The organism is Bradyrhizobium jicamae, assembly GCF_018130695.1.
Classification (GTDB): domain Bacteria; phylum Pseudomonadota; class Alphaproteobacteria; order Rhizobiales; family Xanthobacteraceae; genus Bradyrhizobium; species Bradyrhizobium jicamae_B.
Window position 1 is genome coordinate 41,168 of record NZ_JAFCJX010000001.1, and the last position, 23,996, is coordinate 65,163.

At 64.6% G+C, this 23,996-nt stretch carries 23 protein-coding genes; 6 read left to right on the top strand and 17 right to left on the bottom strand.

Annotated features, from left to right (window positions below; genetic code table 11):
- Positions 1–35 precede the first annotated feature (35 nt).
- The gene (locus tag JQ604_RS00170; RefSeq protein WP_212351784.1) at positions 36–998 is read left to right on the top strand and encodes a glycosyltransferase family 2 protein; all 963 of its coding nucleotides are present in this window, start codon (positions 36–38) and stop codon (positions 996–998) included.
- On the opposite strand, the gene JQ604_RS00175 is transcribed toward JQ604_RS00170, so the two are convergent.
- From JQ604_RS00175 to JQ604_RS00220, 10 genes are all read right to left on the bottom strand, one after another.
- Positions 999–1,916, bottom strand: coding sequence for a transketolase family protein (locus tag JQ604_RS00175; RefSeq protein ID WP_212351786.1), 918 nt, complete (start codon positions 1,914–1,916; stop codon positions 999–1,001).
- On the bottom strand, positions 1,913–2,725 hold the full coding sequence (locus JQ604_RS00180) for a transketolase (RefSeq protein WP_212351788.1): 813 nt from the start codon (positions 2,723–2,725) through the stop codon (positions 1,913–1,915). Before JQ604_RS00180 ends, JQ604_RS00175 begins: the two co-directional genes overlap by 4 nt.
- Positions 2,709–3,620 (bottom strand): NAD-dependent epimerase/dehydratase family protein, encoded by a 912-nt coding sequence (locus tag JQ604_RS00185; RefSeq protein ID WP_212351789.1) that lies wholly within the window; start codon positions 3,618–3,620, stop codon positions 2,709–2,711. Before JQ604_RS00185 ends, JQ604_RS00180 begins: the two co-directional genes overlap by 17 nt.
- 7 nt (positions 3,621–3,627) lie before the next feature.
- Complete coding sequence (locus tag JQ604_RS00190; RefSeq protein WP_212351791.1) at positions 3,628–4,599, bottom strand: phosphotransferase family protein; 972 nt, start codon at positions 4,597–4,599, stop codon at positions 3,628–3,630.
- A gap of 126 nt (positions 4,600–4,725) precedes the next feature.
- Positions 4,726–5,655 (bottom strand): sulfotransferase, encoded by a 930-nt coding sequence (locus JQ604_RS00195; RefSeq protein ID WP_212351793.1) that lies wholly within the window; start codon positions 5,653–5,655, stop codon positions 4,726–4,728.
- Positions 5,656–5,661: 6 nt separating this feature from the next.
- Positions 5,662–6,744 carry a CDP-glucose 4,6-dehydratase gene (rfbG, locus tag JQ604_RS00200; protein ID WP_212351794.1) on the bottom strand — a complete coding sequence of 361 codons (1,083 nt, stop codon included), beginning with the start codon at positions 6,742–6,744 and terminating at the stop codon, positions 5,662–5,664.
- The gene (gene rfbF, locus JQ604_RS00205) at positions 6,741–7,511 is read right to left on the bottom strand and encodes a glucose-1-phosphate cytidylyltransferase (protein ID WP_212351796.1); all 771 of its coding nucleotides are present in this window, start codon (positions 7,509–7,511) and stop codon (positions 6,741–6,743) included. The genes rfbG and rfbF overlap by 4 nt, the downstream gene beginning before the upstream one ends.
- 88 nt (positions 7,512–7,599) lie before the next feature.
- Positions 7,600–7,797 carry a hypothetical protein gene (locus tag JQ604_RS00210; protein WP_212351798.1) on the bottom strand — a complete coding sequence of 66 codons (198 nt, stop codon included), beginning with the start codon at positions 7,795–7,797 and terminating at the stop codon, positions 7,600–7,602.
- The gene (locus JQ604_RS00215; protein WP_212351800.1) at positions 7,794–8,981 is read right to left on the bottom strand and encodes a PepSY-associated TM helix domain-containing protein; all 1,188 of its coding nucleotides are present in this window, start codon (positions 8,979–8,981) and stop codon (positions 7,794–7,796) included. Before JQ604_RS00215 ends, JQ604_RS00210 begins: the two co-directional genes overlap by 4 nt.
- The gene (locus JQ604_RS00220; protein WP_212351801.1) at positions 8,935–11,190 is read right to left on the bottom strand and encodes a TonB-dependent siderophore receptor; all 2,256 of its coding nucleotides are present in this window, start codon (positions 11,188–11,190) and stop codon (positions 8,935–8,937) included. Before JQ604_RS00220 ends, JQ604_RS00215 begins: the two co-directional genes overlap by 47 nt.
- A gap of 391 nt (positions 11,191–11,581) precedes the next feature.
- On the opposite strand from JQ604_RS00220, the gene JQ604_RS00225 reads away from it, so the two are divergent.
- Positions 11,582–13,330, top strand: coding sequence for an ATP-binding protein (locus JQ604_RS00225; protein WP_249157885.1), 1,749 nt, complete (start codon positions 11,582–11,584; stop codon positions 13,328–13,330).
- Between the two features lie 24 nt (positions 13,331–13,354).
- On the opposite strand, the gene JQ604_RS00230 is transcribed toward JQ604_RS00225, so the two are convergent.
- Positions 13,355–14,035, bottom strand: coding sequence for a TetR/AcrR family transcriptional regulator (locus tag JQ604_RS00230; protein WP_212351803.1), 681 nt, complete (start codon positions 14,033–14,035; stop codon positions 13,355–13,357).
- 160 nt (positions 14,036–14,195) lie between these two features.
- Between JQ604_RS00230 and JQ604_RS00235 the strand changes: the two genes are divergently transcribed.
- On the top strand, positions 14,196–15,386 hold the full coding sequence (locus JQ604_RS00235) for an HlyD family secretion protein (protein ID WP_212351810.1): 1,191 nt from the start codon (positions 14,196–14,198) through the stop codon (positions 15,384–15,386).
- 8 nt (positions 15,387–15,394) lie between these two features.
- Entirely contained in the window at positions 15,395–17,011 is a 1,617-nt protein-coding gene (locus JQ604_RS00240) for a DHA2 family efflux MFS transporter permease subunit (RefSeq protein WP_212351812.1), read from the top strand.
- A gap of 15 nt (positions 17,012–17,026) precedes the next feature.
- Here JQ604_RS00240 and JQ604_RS00245 read toward each other — a convergent pair whose 3' ends face one another.
- The 3 genes from JQ604_RS00245 to JQ604_RS00255 form a co-directional block, all read right to left on the bottom strand.
- On the bottom strand, positions 17,027–18,670 hold the full coding sequence (locus tag JQ604_RS00245; protein ID WP_212351814.1) for an AMP-binding protein: 1,644 nt from the start codon (positions 18,668–18,670) through the stop codon (positions 17,027–17,029).
- A 122-nt stretch (positions 18,671–18,792) separates the two neighbouring features.
- Positions 18,793–19,287 (bottom strand): MarR family winged helix-turn-helix transcriptional regulator, encoded by a 495-nt coding sequence (locus tag JQ604_RS00250; protein WP_212351816.1) that lies wholly within the window; start codon positions 19,285–19,287, stop codon positions 18,793–18,795.
- A complete protein-coding gene (locus JQ604_RS00255) occupies positions 19,284–19,568 on the bottom strand; it encodes a hypothetical protein (RefSeq protein ID WP_212351818.1) in 285 nt (94 codons plus the stop codon). The genes JQ604_RS00250 and JQ604_RS00255 overlap by 4 nt, the downstream gene beginning before the upstream one ends.
- On the opposite strand from JQ604_RS00255, the gene JQ604_RS00260 reads away from it, so the two are divergent.
- Both JQ604_RS00260 and JQ604_RS00265 read left to right on the top strand, forming a co-directional pair.
- Positions 19,557–20,723 (top strand): ABC transporter substrate-binding protein, encoded by a 1,167-nt coding sequence (locus tag JQ604_RS00260; RefSeq protein WP_212351820.1) that lies wholly within the window; start codon positions 19,557–19,559, stop codon positions 20,721–20,723. The two genes, JQ604_RS00255 and JQ604_RS00260, sit on opposite strands and share 12 nt — an antisense overlap.
- Positions 20,724–20,764: 41 nt before the next feature.
- Positions 20,765–21,217 (top strand): cupin domain-containing protein, encoded by a 453-nt coding sequence (locus JQ604_RS00265; RefSeq protein ID WP_212351822.1) that lies wholly within the window; start codon positions 20,765–20,767, stop codon positions 21,215–21,217.
- Between the two features lie 140 nt (positions 21,218–21,357).
- Here the strand turns inward: JQ604_RS00265 and JQ604_RS00270 are convergent, their stop codons facing one another.
- From JQ604_RS00270 to JQ604_RS00280, 3 genes are all read right to left on the bottom strand, one after another.
- Complete coding sequence (locus JQ604_RS00270; protein ID WP_212351824.1) at positions 21,358–22,602, bottom strand: flavin-dependent oxidoreductase; 1,245 nt, start codon at positions 22,600–22,602, stop codon at positions 21,358–21,360.
- Between the two features lie 148 nt (positions 22,603–22,750).
- A complete protein-coding gene (locus tag JQ604_RS00275; protein ID WP_212351825.1) occupies positions 22,751–23,146 on the bottom strand; it encodes a RidA family protein in 396 nt (131 codons plus the stop codon).
- Position 23,147: 1 nt separating this feature from the next.
- Positions 23,148–23,987, bottom strand: coding sequence for an enoyl-CoA hydratase family protein (locus tag JQ604_RS00280; RefSeq protein ID WP_212351828.1), 840 nt, complete (start codon positions 23,985–23,987; stop codon positions 23,148–23,150).
- Positions 23,988–23,996 lie beyond the last annotated feature (9 nt).

Below are 23,996 nucleotides of genomic sequence, written 5' to 3' on the forward strand. Positions count from 1 at the left end.
ACGCTTCCACGCGCTGATCCTGTCGAGCGGGACTGATGAAGACAATATCCGTCGTTACACCATGTTACAATGAAGAGGACAATGTCCGCGACTGCTACGAGGCGGTGCGGAAACTGTTTGAAACGGAGCTTACAGGCTACGCGCGCGAGCATCTCTTCTGCGACAATGCGTCCACCGACCGCACACTCGCCGTCCTGAAGGAGATCGCCGCGGCCGATTCCAGCGTCCGGATCATCGTCAACACCCGCAATTTCGGGCCGCTGAAGAACACTTTCAATGGCGTGATGGCGAGCACCGGCGATGCCGTACTGCTGTTCCTGCCGGCTGACCTGCAGGACCCGCCGGAGTTGCTGCCGCAATTCGTCAAGCTGTGGGAGGCCGGTCACGAGATCGTCTACGGGATCCGCGCCGTCCGCGAGGAAGGCAGGCTGATGCGCACCGTGCGCGACGTCTACTACCGCATCCTGACGCGCTTCTCCGAGTTCGAGATTCCGCCCGGCGTCGGCGACTTCCAGCTGGTCGACCGCCGCGTGGTCGAGTCAATGCGGCAGGTTACGGACCGTTATCCGTTCATGCGCATGATGACCTTCGAATGCGGCGGCCGCGCCATCGGCGTGCCCTACACCTGGCGGGCGCGCAAGAAGGGACTGTCCAAGAACCGTCTCTCCGCCCTGTTCGACCAGAGCCTCAATGGGCTCGTCTCCTTCACCACCGCCCCGCTCCGCGCCAGCCTGATCGTCGGCTTCATCCTGTCGGCGCTCAGTGTCGCCTATTCCCTGCTCAACTTCATCATCGGCATCGTGCTCTATCGACAGCTCGCCGAACCCGGCATCATGACATTGATCGTGGCGCTGTTCTTCTTCGGCGGCGTGCAGCTGTTCTTCATCGGCATGCTCGGCGAGTACATCCTGTCCATCCACGGCCAGGTGCGCGGCAAGCCCGTGGTGTTCGAGCGCGAGCGGATCAATTTCGCGCCGCCGGACCGACCTTCCCCGTGATCACAGCGCGCGAAGGGCTGCCTCGATCCGTTCCGCGATCGCCTGCGGGCCGAGCCCGGCAGATGCCAGCAGAGAGTCGCGGTCACCGGCGACCGACAGCTTGTCGGCCTCGGGAATCCCGAGACCGACGACCGGCGCACGCGACCGCTCACCGGCGAGAAGCGCCGACACGGCAGCGTGCAGTCCCCCGCGCAGGATGTGCTCCTCCACTGTGACGATGAGCCGCGCCTGTCCGGCCACCCTGCGAACGAAGCCATCGTCGATCGGCTTGAGGCAGGGCACGCTTGCAACGCTGATATTGCCGGGCAAAAGCCGCGCGGCCTCCAGACATGCACCGGCGATCGGACCGGCCGCGAGGACGCAGACATCCGCCGGCGGTGAACGCAGCCATCGCGGCCGATGGAGGCCAGCCAACGGCTCTCCCGAAAGCTCAGGCTCACCGGCGCGGCTGAGGCGCAGATAGGACGGCCGCCTGCTCGCGGCGATCGCTCTGACGATACTACGCGTCTCGGCCGGATCGGCGGGTACGAACACCTCGATGCCCGGCAGCGCGCTCATGACGGCGACGTCCTCGATCGCGTGATGGGTGTAGCCCTGGCTGCCGTAGGCGAAACCGGCACCGACCGAGACGATTTTGACGTCGGCGCCGTGATAGCAAACGTCGTTGCGTAGCTGCTCCAGGCAGCGCAGCGTCGGGAAATTGCCGATCGAATAGATGAACACGGTCTTGCCGGTCAACGCGAGGCCGGCCGCGACACCCGCCATGTTCTGCTCGGCCACGCCCATGTTGAGGAAGCGATCGGGGAATTGGGCGGCAAAGGATTCCAGCACGGAGAAGCCGAGGTCGCCGCAGAGCAGCCATATGTTCGGATCGCGCTCGGCGAGTTCGGCCAGCGTTGCGACAAACGTATTTCTCATGCGCCGATCTCTTTCAGCGCCTGCGCAAGCTGGTCGACATTCGGCGACTTATAGTGCCACTCCAGGCGGTCTTCCATGAAGGACACGCCGCGCCCCTTGACCGTATGCGCGATGATCACGGTGGGCTTGCCTGCGACCGCGGGGATGCCGGCGAAGGCGGCGCGAAGCGCGCCGATGTCATGGCCGTCGAGTTCGAGAACATGCCAGCCGAAGGCGCGCCATTTGTCGGCGAGCGGATCGAGGTTCAGCACCTCGGTGACACGGCCGAAGCTCTGGATCTTGTTGAAATCGACGATCGCAATGAGATTGTCGAGCTTGTGATGCGGCGCGAACAGGATCGCTTCCCAGTTCGAGCCCTCGTCGCATTCACCGTCGCTGAGCAGGCAAACGACGCGACTCTTGCGGCCGTCGGCGCGCAGCCCGATGGCCATGCCGACCGCCATCGGCAGGCCGTGGCCGAGCGAGCCGGTCGAGGCCTCCACACCGGGCACGCCATGGCTGACATGCCCTGTCAGCGCCGAGCCATTCCGGCAATAGGTCTCGAGCTCCGAGACCGGAAAGAAGCCGCGTTCCGCGAGCGCCGCATAGAGGATCGCGGTCGCATGTCCCTTGCTGAGGATGAAACGATCGCGATCGGGATTTGCGGGATCGGTCGGATCAAGCCGCAGCACTTCTGTGTGGAGCACCGCGAGGATGTCGGCCATCGAGAGGCAGCTGCCGATGTGCGAGGCGTTGACGGCATGCACCATCCGCAGCGCATGCGCGCGGATTCGCTTGGCAAAGTCGTTGATATCAGGCGTGTTTGACATACCACTCGGCCGTTTCGCGCAATCCCGTCAACAGGTCGATGTTCGGATGCCAGCCAAGCCCGGCAAGCTTCGTGACGTCAGCCTTCAATATCATGACCTGGTCGTCGCGATAGGGAATATCGCCGATGCCAAGCTCGGCCGAGGGATTGACGAGATCGCGCAGCGCCAGCACCGTCTCCCTCAGCGGCGGTGCCTCGGGCGCGCCGAGATTGAAAATTCCGCGCGCCGCCGGCTGCTCCAGCGCCAGCCGGAAGCCCGCGGCCGCATCGCGCGCGTGCAAGAATCCCCACAATTGCTCGCAGCGCGTCAATGGCAGGCGCTCCCCGGATCGCAGCGTCCTGATCAGGCTCGGGATCAGCCAATGGTCCGCATCCCTGGGGCCGTAGGTGGAGAACACCCGTAACCACGCCAGCCTCTGGCCCTTGGCTTCGGCGATCTCCCTGACGGCTTCCATCGCCGCCAGCTTCGCTTGCCCGTAAAGCGTCGTCGGACGGGCCGGATCGTCCTCGCTGATCGCGCGCGGATACGGGCCGTATTCGGCCTGCGACCCCGCGCCGACAAAGGTGGTGGCGCCCTCCTCCGCGCAGGCCGCCGCGAACGCAGCCGCGTCGGCCACGTTCTGCATCTGCATAGGATTGTTGCGATCGGCGCCGGCGACGCCACGCCAGGCGAGATGGGCGACGGCCTCAGGCTTGAACGTCTTCAACGCCGCGCGGATACCGGCAAGATCGTCGAACGATCCTTCAAGCCGCACGATCTGCGGCAGGACATCCTTGAGGCGCCAGGCGTCTGCTTCCGGCCGAATCAGCGCACCGACCTCGTGGCCATGCGCCAGCAGGTCCGCGACCAGATACGATCCCAAAAATCCTGTCGCGCCGGTGACGAGGATGCGCATGGTTGCCTCAGATCAACCGGCTCAGTTCGTCGACACCGCGAGTGATGCGGTGATGACCCGGTGTACGATCCGGGCGGTCGACGATGCCGAAGCGAAGCCGGTGTACCGTCTTCGCCAGTGCGATGCGCAGGAAATAGAACGCTATCAGCGCCTGCTGTTCGTGCGTCGGACGCGGCGGCCCATATCCTTCCAGGATCGCGGGCAACCGCCGCGCGGGCTGGAAGCTCGAGACCATCGCGACATCGAACAGGGGATCGCCGATCAGCGCATCCTCCCAATCGAGCACCGCCGTCACCTTCTGCGTGACCGGATCGACACAGATATTGTGCGGCCCGAGGTCGCCGTGCAGCAGCCGCAGCGGGCGATTCCTCAAGGCGGGCTGCATGGTCTCGAATAACCGCACGATGCGATCCGACATGGCCGCATCGACGAATCCGGCGTCCCTGCAGGTCCGCAGATGCGGCTCAAACAGAAGCGCCTGATAAGCTCGCCAGTCGTCGTGCACGCCGGTCGGCGGTTGCTCGGCTTTGCCCTTGCAATCGAGCAAACCGGCACCGTGCCCCTCGACGTCGTGGATTGCATGGAGCGCCGCGCCGAGTGTCCGCAAATAGTTCGGCTGCGCGTCAAGCACGGCATCGCCGAGATCGCGCAACACGGCGCCTTCGGCAAACCCGAGGATGGCAAAGTCGAACGGCACGCCATCGCCCTGAAATTGGACACGCTCCGTTCGCGGAACGAGCGCGGCATGCCCAACGGGCGCCATCCAGCTCCGCACCAGCCCCTCGAACCGCAGCGCACGATCTTCCGTGAACACCCCCGGCAGCGTGCTGCGGACCACGAACTTTTCCTCGCCGCGCCGCAGCCCATGAACGACATGGAAGCTGCCGGCGGCGAGAGGCGTGACCGGACCGTCGAAACCGAGTTGCGCGGCGAGTTCACGCAGACGCGGCACGCGGCCTTGCAGCTCGGCCTCGGCCAACCGCTTCAACGAGCGCAGCAGCGGATCGGCAAGGGCGATGTCCGACTTCAGGAAGAAGATGTCGCGGCGTTCCGCCCGTCCAAGCACCAGCGGCTGATCGGAGATTTGCGCCACTGCTGCTATGCGTCAGGCGAGCTTGTCGTAGCCGAAATGCGGCAGCACCAATGCAGTGATGGACTTGATCGCAGCCTTCTGCCTGGCGTCGAGTTCGTTCATCGTCGCGATGTTCGCTTCCGTGGTCGGCGTGCGGATCGTGCCCCACGGGTAGACCTGATCCATTGTCTTGCCGTTCCACGACGGCTCCAGCAGGTTGTCGTCCCAGCCGATCTTCACTTGCTCGGCGAGCTTGCCCATGGTGGCGCGGCGATCGGCGACCAGGTCCTCGAAGCGCAGGATGTGGAAACGATCCGGGAATTTTCCGGCATAGACCAGCGCGTGATGCTGCATCATCGCCCAGGTCCAGGAATAGCGCTCGATCGACAGCGGGAACGGCCGCTTGATGGTGTCGGCGTAGCCGGACCAGGGATTGCGGACGACATGGATGACGTGGCCCTTCGGGAAATCGCCGAGGATGCGATCGGCGTCGAAGCCGATCACCGGACTGTAGCCGACACAGGCGGTCTCGCGACCGGACTTGTTGAGGTTGAGCCAGCTCTTGAACGTCGCCTCGAAGAACGCCGCCACGAGATTGCCGCGCGACATTCCTTCCCTCTCGATGATCGAGATATAGAGCTTCTTGCGCAGCTTCTCGTCGATCTCAAAATCCGCGTTGCGGAACTTGCTGGCGTTGGGATTGCGCGCGACCGTCTTGAACTCCTCGTCGAAGAACAGCTCGTAGCAATCACCGGCGGACGCCCCCATCGGGAAATCCGGATAGCGGTACTTGAACGGATAGAGCGAGGACAGGAAGTCGGTCTGCCGCGCATTGCCGAGTTGCGACTCGAAGGGATAGACGTGGAGCTCCGGATGGCCGTCCAGGAATCGGTGCGTGGTGTTGCCGCCGTTCTCGTACATCGCCGAGATCATCAGCAACCGGAAATCATCTTGATAGGCCATTCTGCTTCACCGCGTCTGTTGAGTGAGGGCCGGCGACACCGTCATGACCTGCTCGATCTGGTCGAGCGTCACGGCGCGCATCGACCGGCCGTCTCTGAAGGATTGATACCATTGGACCGTTTTCGCAAGCGCATCGTCGAGCGAAATCAGCGGCGACCAGCCGAGCCGCGCTTTCGCCTTGCTGCAATCGAGCGCGAGATACGCCGCCTCGTGCAGATGATCGTCAGCGGCGGCGCGCCAGCTCGCGCCCTGTCCCCATAATTCCGCCAACTGGCTTGCGACGGCAGCCACGGGGACATGGCTCTCGGCAGCCGGCCCGAAATTCCAAGCCTCGGCCACGGCCTCGCCCCGCAACAGCCGCTCGGCAAGCACCAGATAGGCCAGCACGGGATCCAGCACGTGCTGCCAGGGCCGCACCGCGTAGGGATTGCGGATCACCAGTGGTTCGCCCTTGGCGAACGCGCGCATCGCATCCGGCACCAGCCGATCGACCGCCCAGTCGCCGCCGCCGATCACATTGCCGGCGCGCACGGTCGCGATCCCTGCGGCACCGGGCGCCGAGAAGAAGCTGCGTCGGAACGAGTCGGTGACGAGCTCGGTGCAGGCCTTGCTGTTGCTGTAGGGATCGTGGCCGCCGAGGCGATCGTCCTCGCGATAGCCTGCGGTCGATCCGGTGTTCTCGTAGCACTTGTCTGACGTCACGACGACGACGGCCCTGACCGACGGCGTCCGTCGCACGGCTTCCAGCAGGTGCACCGTACCCATCACATTGGTGGCGTAGGTCTCGACGGGATCGGCATAGGACCGGCGAACCAGCGGCTGCGCCGCCATGTGCAGGATGATCTCGGGCTGCAAGTCTGCGACCGCTGATGTCACCGCGCTGATGTCCCTGAGGTCGCCGATGCGGTGATCGAGGCCACCGGCGAGATCCGCGAGCGAGAATAAATTCGGTTCGCCATCGGGCGGCAACGCAAATCCGGCGACGCGGGCGCCGAGCCGATGCAGCAGCAGCGCCGTCCAGCCGCCCTTGAATCCGGTGTGCCCGGTCAGGAAAACGCGGCGGCCCTGCCAGAACGCGGCGTCGATCACCAAATTCTCCATTTGGCGTTGCCGCTGCTCCACTGCTCCTCGAGGAAGGTGCGGTCACGCAGCGTGTCCATCGGATGCCAGAAGCCGCGATGCACGAAGGCGCGCAGCTGGTCGTCGCGCGCAAGCTGCTGCATCGGCGCCTGCTCCCAGACGGTGTCGTCGTCCTGCAGCAGATTGCCGATCTCCGACGACAGCAAGAAGAAGCCGCCATTGATCCAGCCGCCGTCGCCGTCGGGCTTTTCCTCGAAGGCGACGACGCGGTCGCCCTCGATGCTGATCGCGCCAAAACGTTTTGCCGGCCGCACCGCGGTCACCGTTGCAAGACGGCCGTGCGCCTTGTGGAAGGCAAGCTGCGCATTGAGATCGATATCGGCAACACCGTCGCCATAGGTCAGTGCAAACGTGTCGTCGCCCTTCAAATACGGCATCACCCGCTTGATCCGCCCGCCGGTCTGGGTCGCGTCACCCGTGTCGACCACCGTCACGCGCCACGGCTCGGCGCTGCGGCGATGCACCTCCATCGCGTTTCCGGCAATGTCGAACGTGATGTCCGACATGTGCAGAAAGTAGTTCGCGAAATATTCCTTGATCAGATAGCCCTTGTAGCCGAGGCAGACGATGAAGTCGTTGAAGCCGTAATGGCTGTAGATCTTCATGATGTGCCAGAGAATCGGCCGGCCGCCGATCTCGATCATCGGCTTCGGCCGGACCGTCGTCTCTTCGGCGATCCGGCTGCCAAGGCCGCCCGCCAGGATCACCACCTTCATCGATCTCGAGCCGGGTTCGCGAGGGCCATCTTCTTGAATTGCCACGTAATCCCGGCCAGATCAACTTGGGCGGGCCGCCCGGCGCGCTTCAGTCCCGGCGAAACCTGGGGCGTAGCCAGACGATCGTGACGATGGCGACCGGCAATGCGACCGCAATCCAGCAGAAATAGCGACCGAAATCGCCCGCCAGCAGCGCGGAGAGCAGCCCGGCCAGCGACAGCACGCCGACGATGAGGGGCGCGCCGAACACGGCGGTCCAGCGCGGCCGATGCTTCCCGGCTGTCATCGCGCCAATGCCACCTGCTCGCTGGGTACGGTATTCCGCCCCCGCTTCCGCCGCCGCGCGAACCAGAGATAGAGTCCGCTGCCGATCACGATGATCGTCAGCACATCCAGCAGCGCCCAGATGATCTTCAGCGGCATGCCGCCGTAGTCGCCGAAATGCAGCGGCTGCGAGATCAACAGCGCCTGCAGATACGCCGGCAGCGCGCGGGTGTCGGAGACCTCCGCGGTTTCGCCGTCGAGCAGCACAGGCTTGAGCAGCCGCGAGGTCAGCGGCGTATCGCCGCGCATGAAGGCTGCATAGTGATGCGACGAGGAGAACGGCGTGCCGGGATAAGCGACGAAGGCGACCTCCATGCCCGGCGCGGCCTGTCGTGCGCGGGCCACGACATCGTCGAGCGAGGCGAGATGCGTCGGCGGCGGCTTGCCGGCATAGGGCTTGACCATGTCGGCAAGCTCGGTCGCCTTCCACTGGTTCAGCATCAGCTCGGCCCAGGTGTTGACCACGCCGGTGAGACCGACCACCAGCGCCCAGACGATGGTGACGACGCCGATCAGATTGTGCCAATCGAGCCAGGCCACACGGCGCGCGGACTTGTCGCGGATGGTGGCAAAGCGCAGGCGGCGCGTGAACGGCCAATAGAGCACCACGCCAGAGACGATTGCGACCGCGAACAGCAGACCCATGCCGCCCAGGAACAGCTTGCCGGGCTGGCCCGCAAACATGTCGACATGCAGCTTCAACACAATCACCATCGGGCCGACGCCGACCTTGCCGAGCGGCTTCGTCGTCACCGCATCGAACGCGCGCAGCGTGGTGTCGTCGGGGTTGCCGTCGGGCGCCGTGTTGGTGAAGGTGATGACAATGCCCGGCTCGTCCTTGTCCCAGGAGACGTATTGCATCACACGCCCGGGATCGGCCGCGAGCGCAGCCTGCACAATGGTTTGCGACGGCGCGTGCGGACGGCCGGCCGCGGCCTCCGGCTGCGGCGCATAGCCGAGCGCCTCGTCGATCTCGTGGTGAAAGATCAACGGCAGCCCGGTGATGCACAAGAGCAGCAGGAAAATGGTCGAGATCAGGCTGGTCCAGGTATGAACCAGCGACCAGATCCTGACGGTGCGCGCCTTCAGTCGTGCCTCCTTACCACTTGTAGCCGAGGCTGGCGGTGATGCGCCGCCGGTCGCCATAGAAGCAGGCGGTGGCCGAGGCGCAGCTCGCGACGTAAGTCGTGTCGGCGATGTTGATGACATTGAGCGCCGCGCGCCAACCCTGCCATTCGTAATGGATCGCGGCATCGCCGAGCACCACCGAAGGCACACGCAGCGTGTTGGCCGTGTCCGCGTAGGACGAGCCGACGTAACGCACGCCCCCGCCGAAGCCGAAGCCGCGCAGCGGCCCGTCCTGGAAGGTGTAATCGCCCCAGACCGAGCCCACCTGGTGCGGCGTGTTGGTCGGTGACTTGCCGATCAGCGCCGGGTTGAGATCCTTGCTGATGAAGAGATCATAGGTCGTGAAGGCTCCCATCAGCTTCAGACCCGGCATCACGTTTGCAACCGCCTCCAGCTCGAAGCCGCGCGAGGTCACCTCACCGTTCTGGGTCTGCAGCAGCGCGTTGTTCGGATCGGTGGTCAGCGCATTCTGCCGCTTCAGGTCGAACCAGGCCGCGGTGAAATGGCCGTTGAAGCCGTTCGGCTGGAACTTGACGCCGACCTCGGTCTGCTCGCCGGTCTCCGGCAACAGCAGCTGGTTCGACGCGTTGACGCCGATCACGGGGTTGTAGCTCGTCGCATAGGAGACATAGGGCGCGACGCCATTGTCGAAATTGTAGATCAGCCCGGCGCGGCCACTGAACTTGCTGTCGGTGCGGTTCAACTGCGTGACGCCGGTCGGGCGGTCATCCTGGCTCAGCGACACCCAGTCATTGCGGCCGCTCAGCACCAGCGTGAAATTGCCGAACTTGATCTGGTCCTGCAGATAGGCGCCGAGCTGCTGCTGGCTGATGATGAAGTTGCGAAACGGCGTCCCCGACCAGCCCGGCAGCGACGTATAGACCGGGTTCAGCGCGTTGATCGACGGCCAGCCGAAGCTGAAGCCCTGGAAGTCGTCGATCCGGTAGGTCTTCATGTCAAGCCCGAACAGCGCGGTGTGCTTCACCGGTCCGGTGTCGAAGCGATATTCGACCTGGTTGTCGAGATTGCCCTGGTTGGCGGTGTTGTGCGCGAAGAACATGTAGCGCGACAGATCGCCGGTCGCGATGTTGGAATAGCCGTTGCCGATCAGGCCCTGATAGGTCACGTCGACATGGGCGAAGCGCGCGTTCTGGCGGAACGTGACATTGTCGGAGAGGTTGCGTTCGAACTGGTAGCCGATCATCTCCTGCTCGCGGCGGAAGGAATCGACGCTGGGATCGCCGACGAACAGCTTTGTCGGAATGCGGCCGAACGGCGCATCCGTCACCGTGCCGACATAGGGCAGGAAGTTGATGCCGCGCGTCTCGGTCTTGGTGGCGGAAGCAAGGATCGTCAGCGTGGTGTCGATGTCCGGCTTCCACGTCACCGACGGCGCGATCGAGTAATTGTTGTCGGGCGTGAAATTGACCTGCGTGCCGCCGTTCTGCACCTGGCCGACCACACGGTAGAACAGCTGACCGTTCTGCGGCGCCGTCGGCACCGGACCGCCGAAATCGAAGCCGAGATAGGCGTTGCCGAAATTGTTGACGCCGGTCTCGACGTAGCGGATCGGCTCGGCCGGCGGCAGCTTGCTGATGGCGTTGACGATGCCGCTCGGGCTGGAGCCGCCATAGAGCACAGCGGACGGACCGCGCAGCACCTCGACGCGCTCGAGGTTGAACGGCAGCAGCTTCCAGCTCGCATAGGAGGTGTAGAACAGCTGCAGCCCGTCGAGGAACATGCCGACGTCGTCCGACTTGAAACCGCGGATCAGGAACCAGTCGTTGCGGGTGTCGGCGCCGAAGGTGCCGGCGGCCACGCCCGCCGAATAACGCAGCGTCTCGTCGAGCTTGCCGGGCTTCTGGTCGCGGATCTGATCGGCGCCGATCACCGAGACCGACTGCGGCGTCTCCATGATCGGCGTGTTGGTCTTGGTTCCCGTGGAACTGCGATTGGCGACATACCCCTGGATCGGGCCGCGCGGACTCTCGACAAAGCCGACATTGCGCGCAGCAACCGGCCTCAGTGCACGCGGTGCATCCGACCGCGCGGCGCGCTGCGTGCGGCGCGGTGCCGCAGCAACGGGACGCCGGCGCGCTTCCGGCGGCGTGACCGTGACCGGCGGCAACGACTGCGCGCCAGACGGCGACGATGTGCCTTGAGCTGACGATGCCCGCGGCAACATCGCCAAGGCGGACGCGGTCGCCAGCGTGGCGATCCGCAACATGTGAAGAGTGTTCAACGCGCCCTACCCCAACTCTTAGTCCAACGAATCCCTGTCACGTCGTCCTCGCGACGGACGGCGTGTCGTTGGAGTCGACGCTTACGTGAGGGATGGGGATTCCTCTAATAGAAGGGCTCTTAGAGAGACTCCAAGAAGGATTCCAGAATTGCGCGCGTGACGCGTTTTCGTTCTTTCACCTGCGCGCGGCACGCGCGTTGCCATCCGTCCCGAGGATGGCTGCACTGCAAGGGTCCCACGCGCCGGTTTCGGTTCCGCGCTGTGTAAACGGCTGGAAACAATCTCGGATGTTAATCCTTGTCCTGTGTATCCGCTAACCAACACCCCATGGACGCGCGGGCGGGCCATTGCGCTCCACCCATACGCGTGCGACAGATTGTCGTGGCCGATTCCTATTGAGGAGGATCGCCTGGACATCCCGTCCCTGCCCGAGCCTGACTTCAGGGCGCTGTTCGAGGCGGCTCCCGGTCTCTATCTGGTGCTGACGGCACCCCACTTTCGGATCGTTGCTGTCAGCGAAGCCTATTTGCGCGCGACCAAGACCGAGCGTGACGCGATTCTCGGCCGCTGGCTGTTCGAGGTGTTTCCGGACAATCCCGACGATCCCGCGGCAGACGGTGTCCGTAACCTGCGCGCCTCGCTGGAGCGCGTCGTGCAGTTCCGCCGCGCCGACACCATGGCGGTGCAGAAATACGACATCCGCAAACCGACCTCTGAAGGCGGCGGGTTCGAGGTGCGCTTCTGGAGCCCGCGGAACTCGCCGGTGCTCGCAGCCAACGGCCACCTCAGCTACATTATCCACCGCGTCGAGGACGTCACCGAGTTCATCCAGCTCAAGCAACGCGGCGCCGAGCAGGACAAGATCGCGCTCGAGCTGCGCGAGCGCACCGAGCAGATGGAAGCCGAGATCTATATGCGTGCGCGCGAGGTCGAGGCGGCCAAGGAGCAGCTCGAGGCCGAGCAGAAGCTGCGCCAGGTGCAGAAGATGGAGGCGGTCGGCCATCTCACCGGTGGCATCGCGCACGACTTCAACAACATCCTGACCGTGATCACCGGCCTGATCGACATCCTCGCCGATGCCGTGGCGCACGATCCCGGCCTTTCCTCGATCGCCCGCATGATCCTGGACGCGGCAAGCCGCGGCGCCGAGGTGACCAAACATCTGCTCGCCTTCTCGCGCCAGCAGCCGCTGCAGCCGCGCGAGGCCGACCTCAATGCGCTGGTGCAGGACACCGCGCGCCTGCTCCGCCCGTCGCTTGGCGAGCAGATCGAGGTGGAGACCTCGCTCGAGCCCGACGCCTGGCCGGCCTTCATCGACCCCAACCACATGGCGACCGCACTGCTCAACCTTGCCGTCAACGCCCGCGACGCGATGCCCGAGGGCGGCAAGCTGATGCTCGAGACCGGCAACGTCATCCTCGACGAGGCCTATGCCGCGACCAATGTCGAGGCCCGGCCGGGCGAATATGTCATGGTTGCCGTCAGCGACACCGGGACCGGCATCCCCGAGACCTTGAAGGAAAAGGTGTTCGAGCCGTTCTTCACCACCAAGGACACCGGCAAGGGCACGGGTCTTGGGCTCTCAATGGTCTACGGCTTCGTCAAGCAGTCGAACGGCCACATCAAGATCTACAGCGAGGAAGGCCACGGCACGAGCATCAAGCTCTATCTGCCGCGCAGCACCGGCGAGACGGCCTATGAGGAGCCGCCTGCCTTTGTGGAGACCCGCGGTGGCAATGAATCGATCCTGGTCGTCGAGGACGATCCGCTGGTCAGGAACTATGTCAGCGCCCAGCTCGCGCAGCTCGGTTATCACGCCGTCGTCGCCGCCAACGGTCCTGAAGCCGTGAAGATCATCGACGACGGCTTCGTCCCCGATCTGCTGTTCACCGACGTCATCATGTCCGGCGGCATGAACGGCCGGCAGGTTGCTGATGCCGTGCTGGTGCGGCTGCCGACCGTCAAAGTGCTGTTCACGTCAGGCTACACCGAGGATGCGATCTTCCATCACGGCCGGCTCGATCCCGGCGTGACGTTGCTGCCAAAGCCTTACAGGAAGTCCGAACTCGCGCGGATGATCCGCCAGGTACTGGCGCAAGGCCCGGGCGCGCAGGCCGCGAAGTAAGCGCATTTATACGTCGCGTCCTAGTCAACTGCTGACCGCGCATCCGTTCAGGAACAGCGTCGCACACGCCTTGGCGCGCGCCTCGAGTGCGTCATGCGACGGCGGAGGCTTGTGTCCATACATCACGTCGCGCTGCGGCTGGAACACGAGCATGCCGAGCAGCATGCCCGCCGCGCCGTCGACGTCATCGAGCGCGATCCGTCCCCGCTTCTGCTGGATGCGCAGCCAGGCCGCCAACGCGCCGAGCGTGCGCTGCATGGCGTTCTTGTAGAAGGTCTTGGCGACGACGGGAAACTTGTCGCTGTCGGCCAAGATCATGCTCTGCAGCGCGATCACCTCACCATCGAGCACGAGTTCGGCACAAACCATGAGCGCCTTCTGCAGCGCGGTCGCGATATCGCTGCCGTCGCAGGCGCCGAGGTTCACGGTTGAGACGAAGCGGTCCAGCCGATCGTTCACCATGCCCTCGAACAGCTCCATCTTGTTCGGGACCAGGCGATACAGCGTCTTGGTCGACACGCCGGCGCGGCTCGCGACATCGGCGATGTTGGCGGCGGCAAAGCCGCGTGCGGCAAACTCGTGGCGCGCGGCTTCATAGATGACGGCGCGGGTCTCCTCGTCGGAACGCTGCTGCGGCCGTCCACGACCACGCCGCTCGCTTGTCGCGAACTCGCCTGCCGGCTGTCTCTGATCCTTTGCAACCATCACGCCATCCAAGCCATGCTTTTACATGATGCCTGTCATTCCATTGACAGTCCCAATATGCGCTCTATTTTGGAAAATATCAAGTTTCCTAATTTGACCTAGGCGCGAAACCAGAGATTTCCGAGCCTTGTCAGACAGATAGAACGCCAGGGAGCCCGTCATGAGCCAGCACCAGACCTCCTTCAAGGCCGAAAGCCAGGTCCCGGCCGATACCGCCAGGCAGTTGATCCAGCCCGCGGAAGTCGCCCCCACCCCCGTCAAGGCCACCGGCAGGCTTCGCCGCCTCCTGCTCGCCGGCGTCGCCATCGCGGCACTCGCGGGTGCCGGCTGGTACGGCTGGGACTATTGGAGCGTCGGCCGCTTCCTCGTCTCCACCGACGACGCCTATGTGAAGGCCGACAACACCACGATCGCGCCGAAAGTGTCCGGCTATCTCAGCAACGTGCTGGTCGGCGACAATGAACGCGTCCATGCCGGCCAGGTGCTGGCGCGAATCGACGATCGCGACTTCAAGGTCGCGCTGGATCAAGCCAAGGCCGACGTCGCCGCGGCTGACGCTGCTGTTACCAGCAAGCGCGCGCAGCTCGACGTGCAGCAATCCGTGATCGAAGCCGCCCGCGCGACGCTCGCGGTCGATAGCGCGACGCAGACGTTTGCCGAGCAGGAGAACAAGCGTTACACCGATCTCGCCACGACGGGTTACGGCAGCGTGCAGAATGCGCAGCAGGCACAGTCGCGCCATGCCAGCGCGCAGGCTGCGGTCGCGCGCGACACCGCGAATCTCGCCTCCGCACTCCGCCAGATCGAGCTGCTCAAGGCCGACATCGCGCAAGCCGTTGCAGCATCTGCCCGTGCCAACGCCCTGCAGCAGCAGGCCGAGCTCAATCTCGGCTACACCACCATCATCGCGCCGATCGACGGCGTGGTCGGCAACCGCACGCTGCGCACGGGCCAGTTCGTGCAGGCCGGCACGCAGCTGATGTCGGTGGTGCCGGCGACCGGCGCCTATGTGATCGCCAATTTCAAGGAGACGCAGCTCACCGCCGTGCGCAAGGGCCAGTCGGTCGATATCGCCGTCGACATGTTCCCGGGCCAGACCGTGCGTGGCCATGTCGACAGCCTCGCGCCCGCCAGCGGCCAGGAATTCGCGCTGCTGCCGCCCGACAATGCCACCGGTAACTTCACCAAGGTGGTGCAGCGCATTCCCGTGAAGATCGCGCTCGACAGCACCGCCATCGAGTTGCGGCCGGGCATGTCGGTCATCCCCACCATCGCCACGCAGTCACATCCGGCGGACGCGCCGCGACCCACCGCCGCCTCTCCCAAAGTTGCGTTCGCCTCGGTCAAATAGGTGATGCCATGTCCGATCTCGTACTCCCGGCCTCAAGCCCTTCCCCTCGCGCGGTAGCGGCCGCGCCCACGAATCCCGACCGCGCGAGCACCGCCACCTGGATCGCCATCTTCGCCGCCATGATCGGCGCCTTCATGGCGATCCTGAACATCCAGATCACCAACGCCTCGCTGCTCAACATCGAGGGCGGCATCGGCACGGGCGTCGACAACGGCTCCTGGATTTCGACGTCCTATCTGATCGGCGAGATCGTGGTGATCCCTCTCACCGACTATCTCAGCCGCGTGTTCTCCTTCCGCAACATCATGCTCGGGCACGCCACGCTGTTCGCGCTGTTCTCGGTCGCCTGTGCCTTCACCAACGACCTGCCCTTGATGATCGCGATGCGCGGCCTGCAGGGCTTCTTCGGCGGCGTGCTGATCCCGATGGCGTTCACGCTGGTTTTCACCAAGCTGCCGAAGCCGCAGCAGCCGATCGGGCTTGCGATGTTCTCGCTCGCGGTGACCTTTGCGCCCGCGATCGGCCCGACCATCGGCGGCTATCTCACCGAGAATTACGGCTGGCAGACTATCTTCTTCGTCAACGTGATCCCGACCGCAGCCATGGTGACGATCCTGTTCTTCACCCTGGAACGCCAGCCGATGCAGCTCAAGCTGCTGCGCGAAGGCGACTGGCTCGGTATCGCCACGATGGCGATCGGCCTCTCGGCACTGCAGGCGGTGCTGGAGGAAGGCAACAAGGACGACTGGTTCGGCTCGCCCTTCATCGTCAAGCTCGCGATCGTCGCCGCCGTTAGCCTGTCGCTGTTCGTCTGGATCGAGCTCGTGGTCGAGAAGCCGCTGATCCGGCTTCGGCTGTTGACCCAGCGCAGCTTCGGCTTCGGCACCATCTCGGCGGTGTTCGTCGGCTTCGCGCTGTTCGGCTCGGTCTATCTGCTGCCGGCCTATCTCGGCCAGGTGCAGCGTTACAATGCCGAGCAGATCGGCCAGGTGCTGGCCTGGACCGGCCTGCCGCAGCTGCTGCTGATCCCGCTAGTGCCCAAGCTGATGCAGCGCTTCGATGCGCGCTTCATTGCCTTCGTCGGCATGATCCTGTTCGCGGTCTCGTCCTTCATGAACACCGCGATGTCGCTCGACTATTCCGGCGACCAGCTGTTCATCCCGAACATCGTCCGCGCCATCGGTCAGGCGCTGATGCTGGCGCCGCTCTCGGCGGTCAGCCTCGGCAGCGTCGCGCCGCAGGATGCGGCCGCCGCCTCCGGCATCTCCAACATGATGCGCAACCTCGGCGGCGCGGTCGGCACCGCGCTGCTCGCGACCATTGTCACCAAGCGCGAGCAGTTCCACTCCAACATCATCGGCCAGTCCGTCGATCTCGGCCGCGAGGAGGTGCGCGCCCGGATCGCCGAGATATCAGCCTACTTCCAGGCGCACGGCGTCACTGACCCCGCCACCGCGCACCATCAGGCGCTGGTCGCGCTCGGCAATACCGTGAAGCGCCAGGCGCTGGTGCTCGGCTTCAGCGACACCTTTGCCGTGATCGGAATCGTGCTGATCCTCGCGGCGATCGCGATCCTGCTCACCGGCAAGCCGAAGGGCGCGACCGGCGGCGGCGCCGCGCACTAATCCAACCCCGGCGCTTCAGCTGGCCTCGCGCAGCTTGAAGCGCTGGATCTTGCCGGTCTGGGTCTTCGGCAGCGCCTCGACGAAGGCAATCGCGCGGGGATATTTGTAGGGCGCGATCGTCGCCTTGACGTGATCCTGCAGCGCCTTGACCTCGAGATCGTCGTGAGGCGCGCCCTGCTTCAGCACGACATAGGCCGAGACGATCTGCCCGCGCTCGACATCTGATACCCCGACCACCGCACATTCGGCGACATCGGGGTGACCGAGCAGCGCGGCCTCCACTTCAGGACCCGCGATGTTGTAGCCGGCCGAGATGATCATGTCGTCGGCACGCGCGACGAACGACAGCCGGCCATTCTCGTCACTGACGAAGGCATCGCCCGTGATGTTCCAGCCGTCGCGCACGTAATTGGCCTGCCGCTTGTCGGCGAGATAGCGGCACCCCGTCGGCCCGCGCACCGCGAGTTTGCCGACCGTGCCCGGCGGCAGCTCCTTCATGTCCTCGTCGACGATCTTGGCCTCGTAGCCGCCGACCGGCTGCCCGGTCGTGCCCGGCACCGCGTTGCCGACGCGGTTGGTGATGAAGATGTGCAGCAGCTCGGTGCTGCCGATGCCGTCGAGGATCGGCTTGCCGGTCTTCCTGGTCCAGTTCTCGAACACCGGCGCCGGCAGCGTCTCGCCGGCGGAGACCGCGATCCGCAGCGACGACAGATCGGCGCCGTTGTCCATCGCCGCCATCATCGCGCGATAGGCAGTCGGCGCGGTGAAGCAGATCGTCGCCTTGTAGGTCTCGATGATCCTGATCATCTCCGGCGGCGCTGCGTTCTCCAGCAGCGTCGCGGTGGCGCCGAAGCGCAGCGGGAAGATCGCGAGACCACCAAGGCCGAAGGTGAAGGCGAGCGGCGGCGAGCCGACGAACACGTCGTCCGGCGTCACCTTCAGCACTTCCTTCGCATAGCCGTCGGCGACGATCAGCAGATCGCGGTGGAAATGCATCGTCGCCTTGGGCTCACCGGTCGTGCCCGAGGTGAAGCCGAGCAGCGCGACGTCGTCGCGGCCAGTCTTCACCGCCTCGAATTTCACCGGCTTGTTCAGCGCGATCCGGTCGAGCTCGGCATCGTGGTTCGAGGTGCCGTCGAAATTGACGACCTGCTTGAGGAATCTGCTGGTCTTGGCGCAGGCGACCAGCTCGTCGGCGATGCGGCTGTCGGTCAGCGCCAGCGCGATCTCGGCCTTGTCGACGATCTTCGTGAGCTCACCCGCACGCAGCATCGGCATAGTGTTGACGACGACCGCGCCCGCCTTCGTCGCTGCCAGCCAGCAGGCGACGAGCGCCGGATTGTTGCCGGAGCGGATCAGCACGCGATGGCCGGGCTTGACGCCGTAATTCTCCACCAGCGCATGCGCCAGGCGGTTCGACCAGTCGGCCAATTCCTTGTAGGTGCGCTGGCGGCCATTGCCGATCAGCGCGATGTTGTCGCCCAGCCCCTTCTCGACGATGCGATCGGTCAGCTCGACTGCCGCATTGAGATATTCAGGGTATTGAAACTCCGGCCGATCGAGCAGCAGCTTCGGCCATTGCTCCAGCGGCGGCAGATTGCGCCGCGAGAAATCGTCGACGTGACCTGAGGGGCCGAGCCCCGGAAATTCACCTGACATTCGATCGCCCTCGCCTTCCGTTGAGCAAGACCAATATCGAGCACGCCCGGCAGCGTTCTACGGGAAATCATTTTATACTTAAAATAATTTCCCGCAAGTGCGGAATCGACGTCTCCTTGGGATTACGCCGTCCGCGCCCTAGCGGAGCGCTGCGCCGAGCCTTTGGCCTTGGCGAGCAGCCGCATCAATTCCCGGATGTCCTTCGGCGACAGGTCGGCGAATACGTCGGCGATCCATTTCTCGTGCTCGGCGGCCATCTTGCGGAACTCGGCGCGGCCGAGCTTGGTCAGCCGGATGAACTGCACGCGGCGGTCGGTCTCCGAGGTGCGGCGGTCGACATGGCCGGATTCGACGAGGCGTTCGACCAGGCCGGTGACGTTGCCGTTCGAGACCATCATCCGCTTCGACAGATCCGACAGCGTCATGCCGTCGGCGACCTTGTCGAGTTGGGCCATCAGGTCGAAGCGGGGCAGCGTGACGTCGAACTTTTCGCGCAGGCGGCCGCGCACCTCTCCCTCGATCAGCGTCGTGCAGGTGAGCAGTCGCAGCCATAGCCGCAGCTCGGTGCCGTGGTCGTCGGGCAGTTCGACGGCTTTGGTTTCGGAATCGAGATTCATGCGGCTATCGCGTCCGTTATGGCGCCCTCAGGGGCAAATCGATCATTTTGAGCTTCAAGCAATTTTCTGCGCGCCGCAACAGGAATCCGGCGCCCGGCGAGCTTTTCGCGGGTAATTTCTTTAAGCTTCAAGCAATTGGCGCGCGGCTTGCATGCGCCCCGCCTGCGAGCGACGGCTTCGTTCTGACGCAACGCCACATCGCTTGCGGCGACGCCAACGGTCAGAATAAGCTGCCGATCGCGTACGGAGACAGGGGTTAGGGAAGCAACATGAAACAACATCTGAAGTTGGCGGCCGTCGCGGCCTTGCTGGGCGTCGCAGCGATGCCGGCGAGCGCGCAGGAGAAGATCAAGATCGGCGTACTGGTCACGACCTCCGGGCCAGCGGCGGCGCTCGGGCAGCAGGTGCGCGACGGCTTTGCGCTGGCGATCAAGGACCTCGGCGGCAAGATGGCCGGCCGCGACGTCGAGGTCGTCAACGCCGATGACGAGCTCAAGCCCGACGGCGCCGTGGTCAAGGTCCGCGGCCTCCTGGAGCGCGACAAGGTCGACTTCGTGGTCGGCCCGATCTTCTCCAACATCCTGCAGGCGATCCATCGCCCGGTCACCGACAACAAGACCTTCCTGATCAGCCCGAATGCCGGCCCGTCCAGCTACGCCGGCAAGGAGTGCAATCCGTTTTTCTATGTGACCTCGTACCAGAACGACCAGGTGCACGAGATCCTCGGCAAGGTCGCGCAGGACCGCGGCTACAAGCGCGTCTATTTGCTGGTGCCGAACTACCAGGCCGGCCGCGACTCCGTCGCCGGCTTCAAGCTCGATTACAAGGGCGAGATCGTCGACGAATCCTACACGCCGCTCAACACGCTCGACTTCCAGCCGGAGCTCAGCAAGATCAGCTCGCTGAAGCCGGATGCGCTGTTCACGTTCATGCCGGGCGGCATGGGCGTCAATCTCGTCAAGCAGTACAAGCAGGCCGGCGCCACCGTGCCCGTGCTGTCCGCCTTCACCGTCGACGAATCCACCCTGCCCGCGCAACAGGATGCCGCCGTCGGCATGTTCGGCGGGGCGAACTGGGCGCCGAACCTCGACAATCCCCAGACCAAAAAGTTCGTCACCGCCTACGAGGCCGCCTACAACATCGTGCCCGGCACCTACGCGATGCAGGCCTACGACGCCGCGATGCTGATCGACAGCGCGGTGAAGGCCGTCAAGGGCGATCTCTCCAACAAGGACGCGGTCGCGGCAGCGCTGAAGAAGGCGGACTTCACCTCGCTGCGCGGTAACTTCAAGTTCAACACCAACGGCTATCCGATCCAGGACTTTTACCTCACCAAGGTTGCGAAGCGGCCGGACGGCAAATTCCAGACCGAGATCGTGCAAAAAGTCTTCGAGAATTACGGCGATCGCTACGCCAAGGATTGCACCAGCAAGTAAGCATTGCGCGAGCAAATAACAATCAGAGGAGCACAACGCCCATGAAAGACGAGATCGCCGGCATCACCCGCGCCAATGATGGCATCCAGGGGATTTCCTGGAGCATCCTTGGCCAGACCTATGTGCCGAAGAGCCGCACCGAACATTCCTTCTCCTGGCACGCGACCTTTCCGCCGGGCACTTTCGTTCCGCCGCATATCCATCCCGACCAAGATGAGTATCTCTACATCCTCGAAGGCAAACTGGACTTCTTCCTCGACGGCGCCGACGAATCCGCCACCTCGGGTGATCTCGTCCGGTTGCCGATGGGCAAGCCGCACGGCATCTTCAACAAGTCGCAGCAGCCGGCGAAGACGCTGTTCTGGGTGTCGCCGACGCGCAGGCTCTACGACCTGTTCTGGGCGATCCACAACATGAGGGAGCAGAATCCGGATGACGTGGTGCGGCTCGCCGCCGAGCACAACATCCACTTCCTGCCGCCGCCTCCCGGCTAACGCTCTGTCCCCTCATCCTAAGGAGCTTGCGAAGCAAGCATCTCGAAGGACGTGGCCACCAGCCGGCCTCGTGGTTCGAGACGGCGCTTGCGCGCTCACCATGAGGGTTAGTCAGAGGGCCTCCCCTCCTCTTCGAATAACTACGGCTGCCGCGCGACCACGCGCGCGGCAAAGCCGGCCTTGGCGGCATAGCCGCGCACGATCGCCTCGCGCGCCTCATAGTTCAAAATCGTATCGACGTCGGTAAAGCCCTGCGGCGCGAGTTGCTCGACGGCGTCGATCACGCCCTCCGGTCCGCCGCGGCGGTTGGAGGCAACGATGTCGGCAGTCATCGGCAGGCGCTGCCGCTCATAGGCGACCAGCGCCTGGCGCGGATGCTCGGCGCGCGCCAGCGCATCCGCAAGACAGCGCGCATCGAGGATCGCCTGCGAAGCGCCATTGGAGCCGACCGGATACATCGGATGGGCGGCATCGCCGAGCAGCGTGACGCGGCCGCTCGACCAGTACGGCAGCGGATCGCGGTCGCAGCAGGGATACTCCCAGAATTCCGGCGTCGCCTTGATCATGCCGGCGAAATCGACCTGCGGGATCGAGAAGCTCACGACGTAAGGCATCATCTCCTCGCGCCGGCCGAGCACCGACCAACCCTCGCGGCGCGGCGGCGGCGTCGAGCCGTCGCCGATCCGCACCAGCACCGCCCAGTTGGTGAGCCGGCTTGCCGGGCTCGATCCCGCCGCGATCGGATAGATCACCGCCTTGGCATTCAATCCGCCGGCGATGATCATCGAGCGTCCGGTCAAAAACACCGGCCAGTCGGTCGCGCCGCGCCACAGCATCAGCCCGTTCCAGACCGGGCCGCCCTCGGCGGGGAACAGCGTCTCGCGCACCTTGGAATGAATGCCGTCGGCGCCGATCAGGATGTCGCCGCGCGCGGTGTGGACATGCGCGCCGCTGCGATCGAAGAAGTAAGCCGAGACGCCGCCCTCGTCCTGCGTGAACGAGCCGAGCCGGCAGCCGGTGCGGATCGCGTCGGGGCCGAGCCGCTCGATCACGGCCTGATGGATCACGCCCTGTAGGCGACCGCGGTGGATCGAGAATTGCGGCACCTCGTGGCCGGCATCGAGCCCGCGCTTTTCGTGCCAGACCTGCTGGCCGTGGCGCGTCAGGTAGAACAGCTCGTAGGTGCGGATCGCCGCTTCATCGAGCCGGTCGAGCAGACCGAGCTGCGCCAGCTCGCGGATCGCATGCGGCAGCGTGTTGATGCCGACGCCGAGCTCGCGGATGGTGTCGGCCTGTTCGTACAGCTCGCATTCGATGCCGCGCGCGCGCAGCATCAGCGCGGTGGTGAGGCCGCCAATTCCGCCGCCGACGATAATCGCCTTCATCGTCCTTACTCCACTGACACCAGGACGGTTAATTGCTCGCGCTTAAAGTCGCACGCCCCCTCACCCGACCGCAAGCTGCATCAACGCCTTGACGTCCTCCCGCGCGGCCATCCGCCCCCAAGGGTTAATGCGGGAATGCCCGACATGATTAATCCGGCACCACCGCAATCGCTTGAATCTCCACCTTGGCGCGGTCCTCGATCAGGCCGGAGACCTGGATCGCGGTCATGGCCGGAAAGCGCCGGCCGATCACGTCGCGATAGACCACACCGATCTCCTTCAGCCGCGCGGAGTATTCCTTGCGGTCGAGCAGGAACCAGGTCATCGACACGATGTGCTCAGGTCCCGCACCACCGGCGGCTGCGACATCGACGATGTTCTGCAGCGTCTGCTTGATCTGCGCGACGAGATCGTCCGATTCAAACTGGCACTGCCCGTTCCAGCCGATCTGGCCGGCAATGAAGATGCTCTTGCCGCGTGCGGCGACGCCATTGGCGTAGCCGATCGGCTTGGCCCAGCCTTCGGGTTGCAACGTCTCGTTCATCTCAATTCCCCTCGAACAGCGGCTTCTTCTTCGCGGCAAACGCCTCGAAGGCGCGGCGGAAGTCGCCGGTCACCATGCAGATCGCCTGCGCCTGCGCTTCCGACTCGATCATCTCGTCGACGCCCATCGCCCATTCCTGGTTGAACATCGTCTTGGTGACGCCATGCGCGAACCACGGGCCATCAGCCAGCGAGCGCGCCAGCTCTTGTGCCGCCGCGGCGAGCTCGGCCGCAGGCACGAGACGATTGTGGAAGCCCCAGGCAAACCCTTCGTCCGCGCTCATCGCGCGGCCGGTGTAGAGCAGATCGGCGGCATGGCCCTGCCCGATCACGCGCGGCAACAGGCCGCAGGCGCCCATGTCGGCGCCGGCGAGACCGACGCGGGTGAACAGGAATGCGGTCTTGGCCTGTGGCGTCGCGAGCCGCATGTCGGAGGCCAGCGCCAGCATCGCGCCGGCGCCGGCGCAGATGCCGTCGATCGCAGCCACGATGATCTGCGGGCATTTGCGCATCGCGCGCACGACCTCACCGGTCATGCGGGTGAAGGCGAGCAGGTCCGGCATCGCCATCCGCGTCAGCGGTTCGATGATCTCGAACACGTCACCGCCCGAGCAGAAATTGCCGTCGGCGCCGGTCAGCACGATCGTGCGGACATCGGAGGCGTATTTGAGATCGGTGAAGAGATCGCGCAGCTCCTCGTAGGACTCGAAGGTCAGCGGGTTCTTCTTGTCGGGCCGGTTCAGCGTGATGGTCGCGACGCGGCCGCTGTCATCGGTCGACCATTTGAAGTGCTTTGCCGGATAATTTTTGAACGGCCGAAGCTTTGCTTTCATCTCAGACATGGTGGTTTC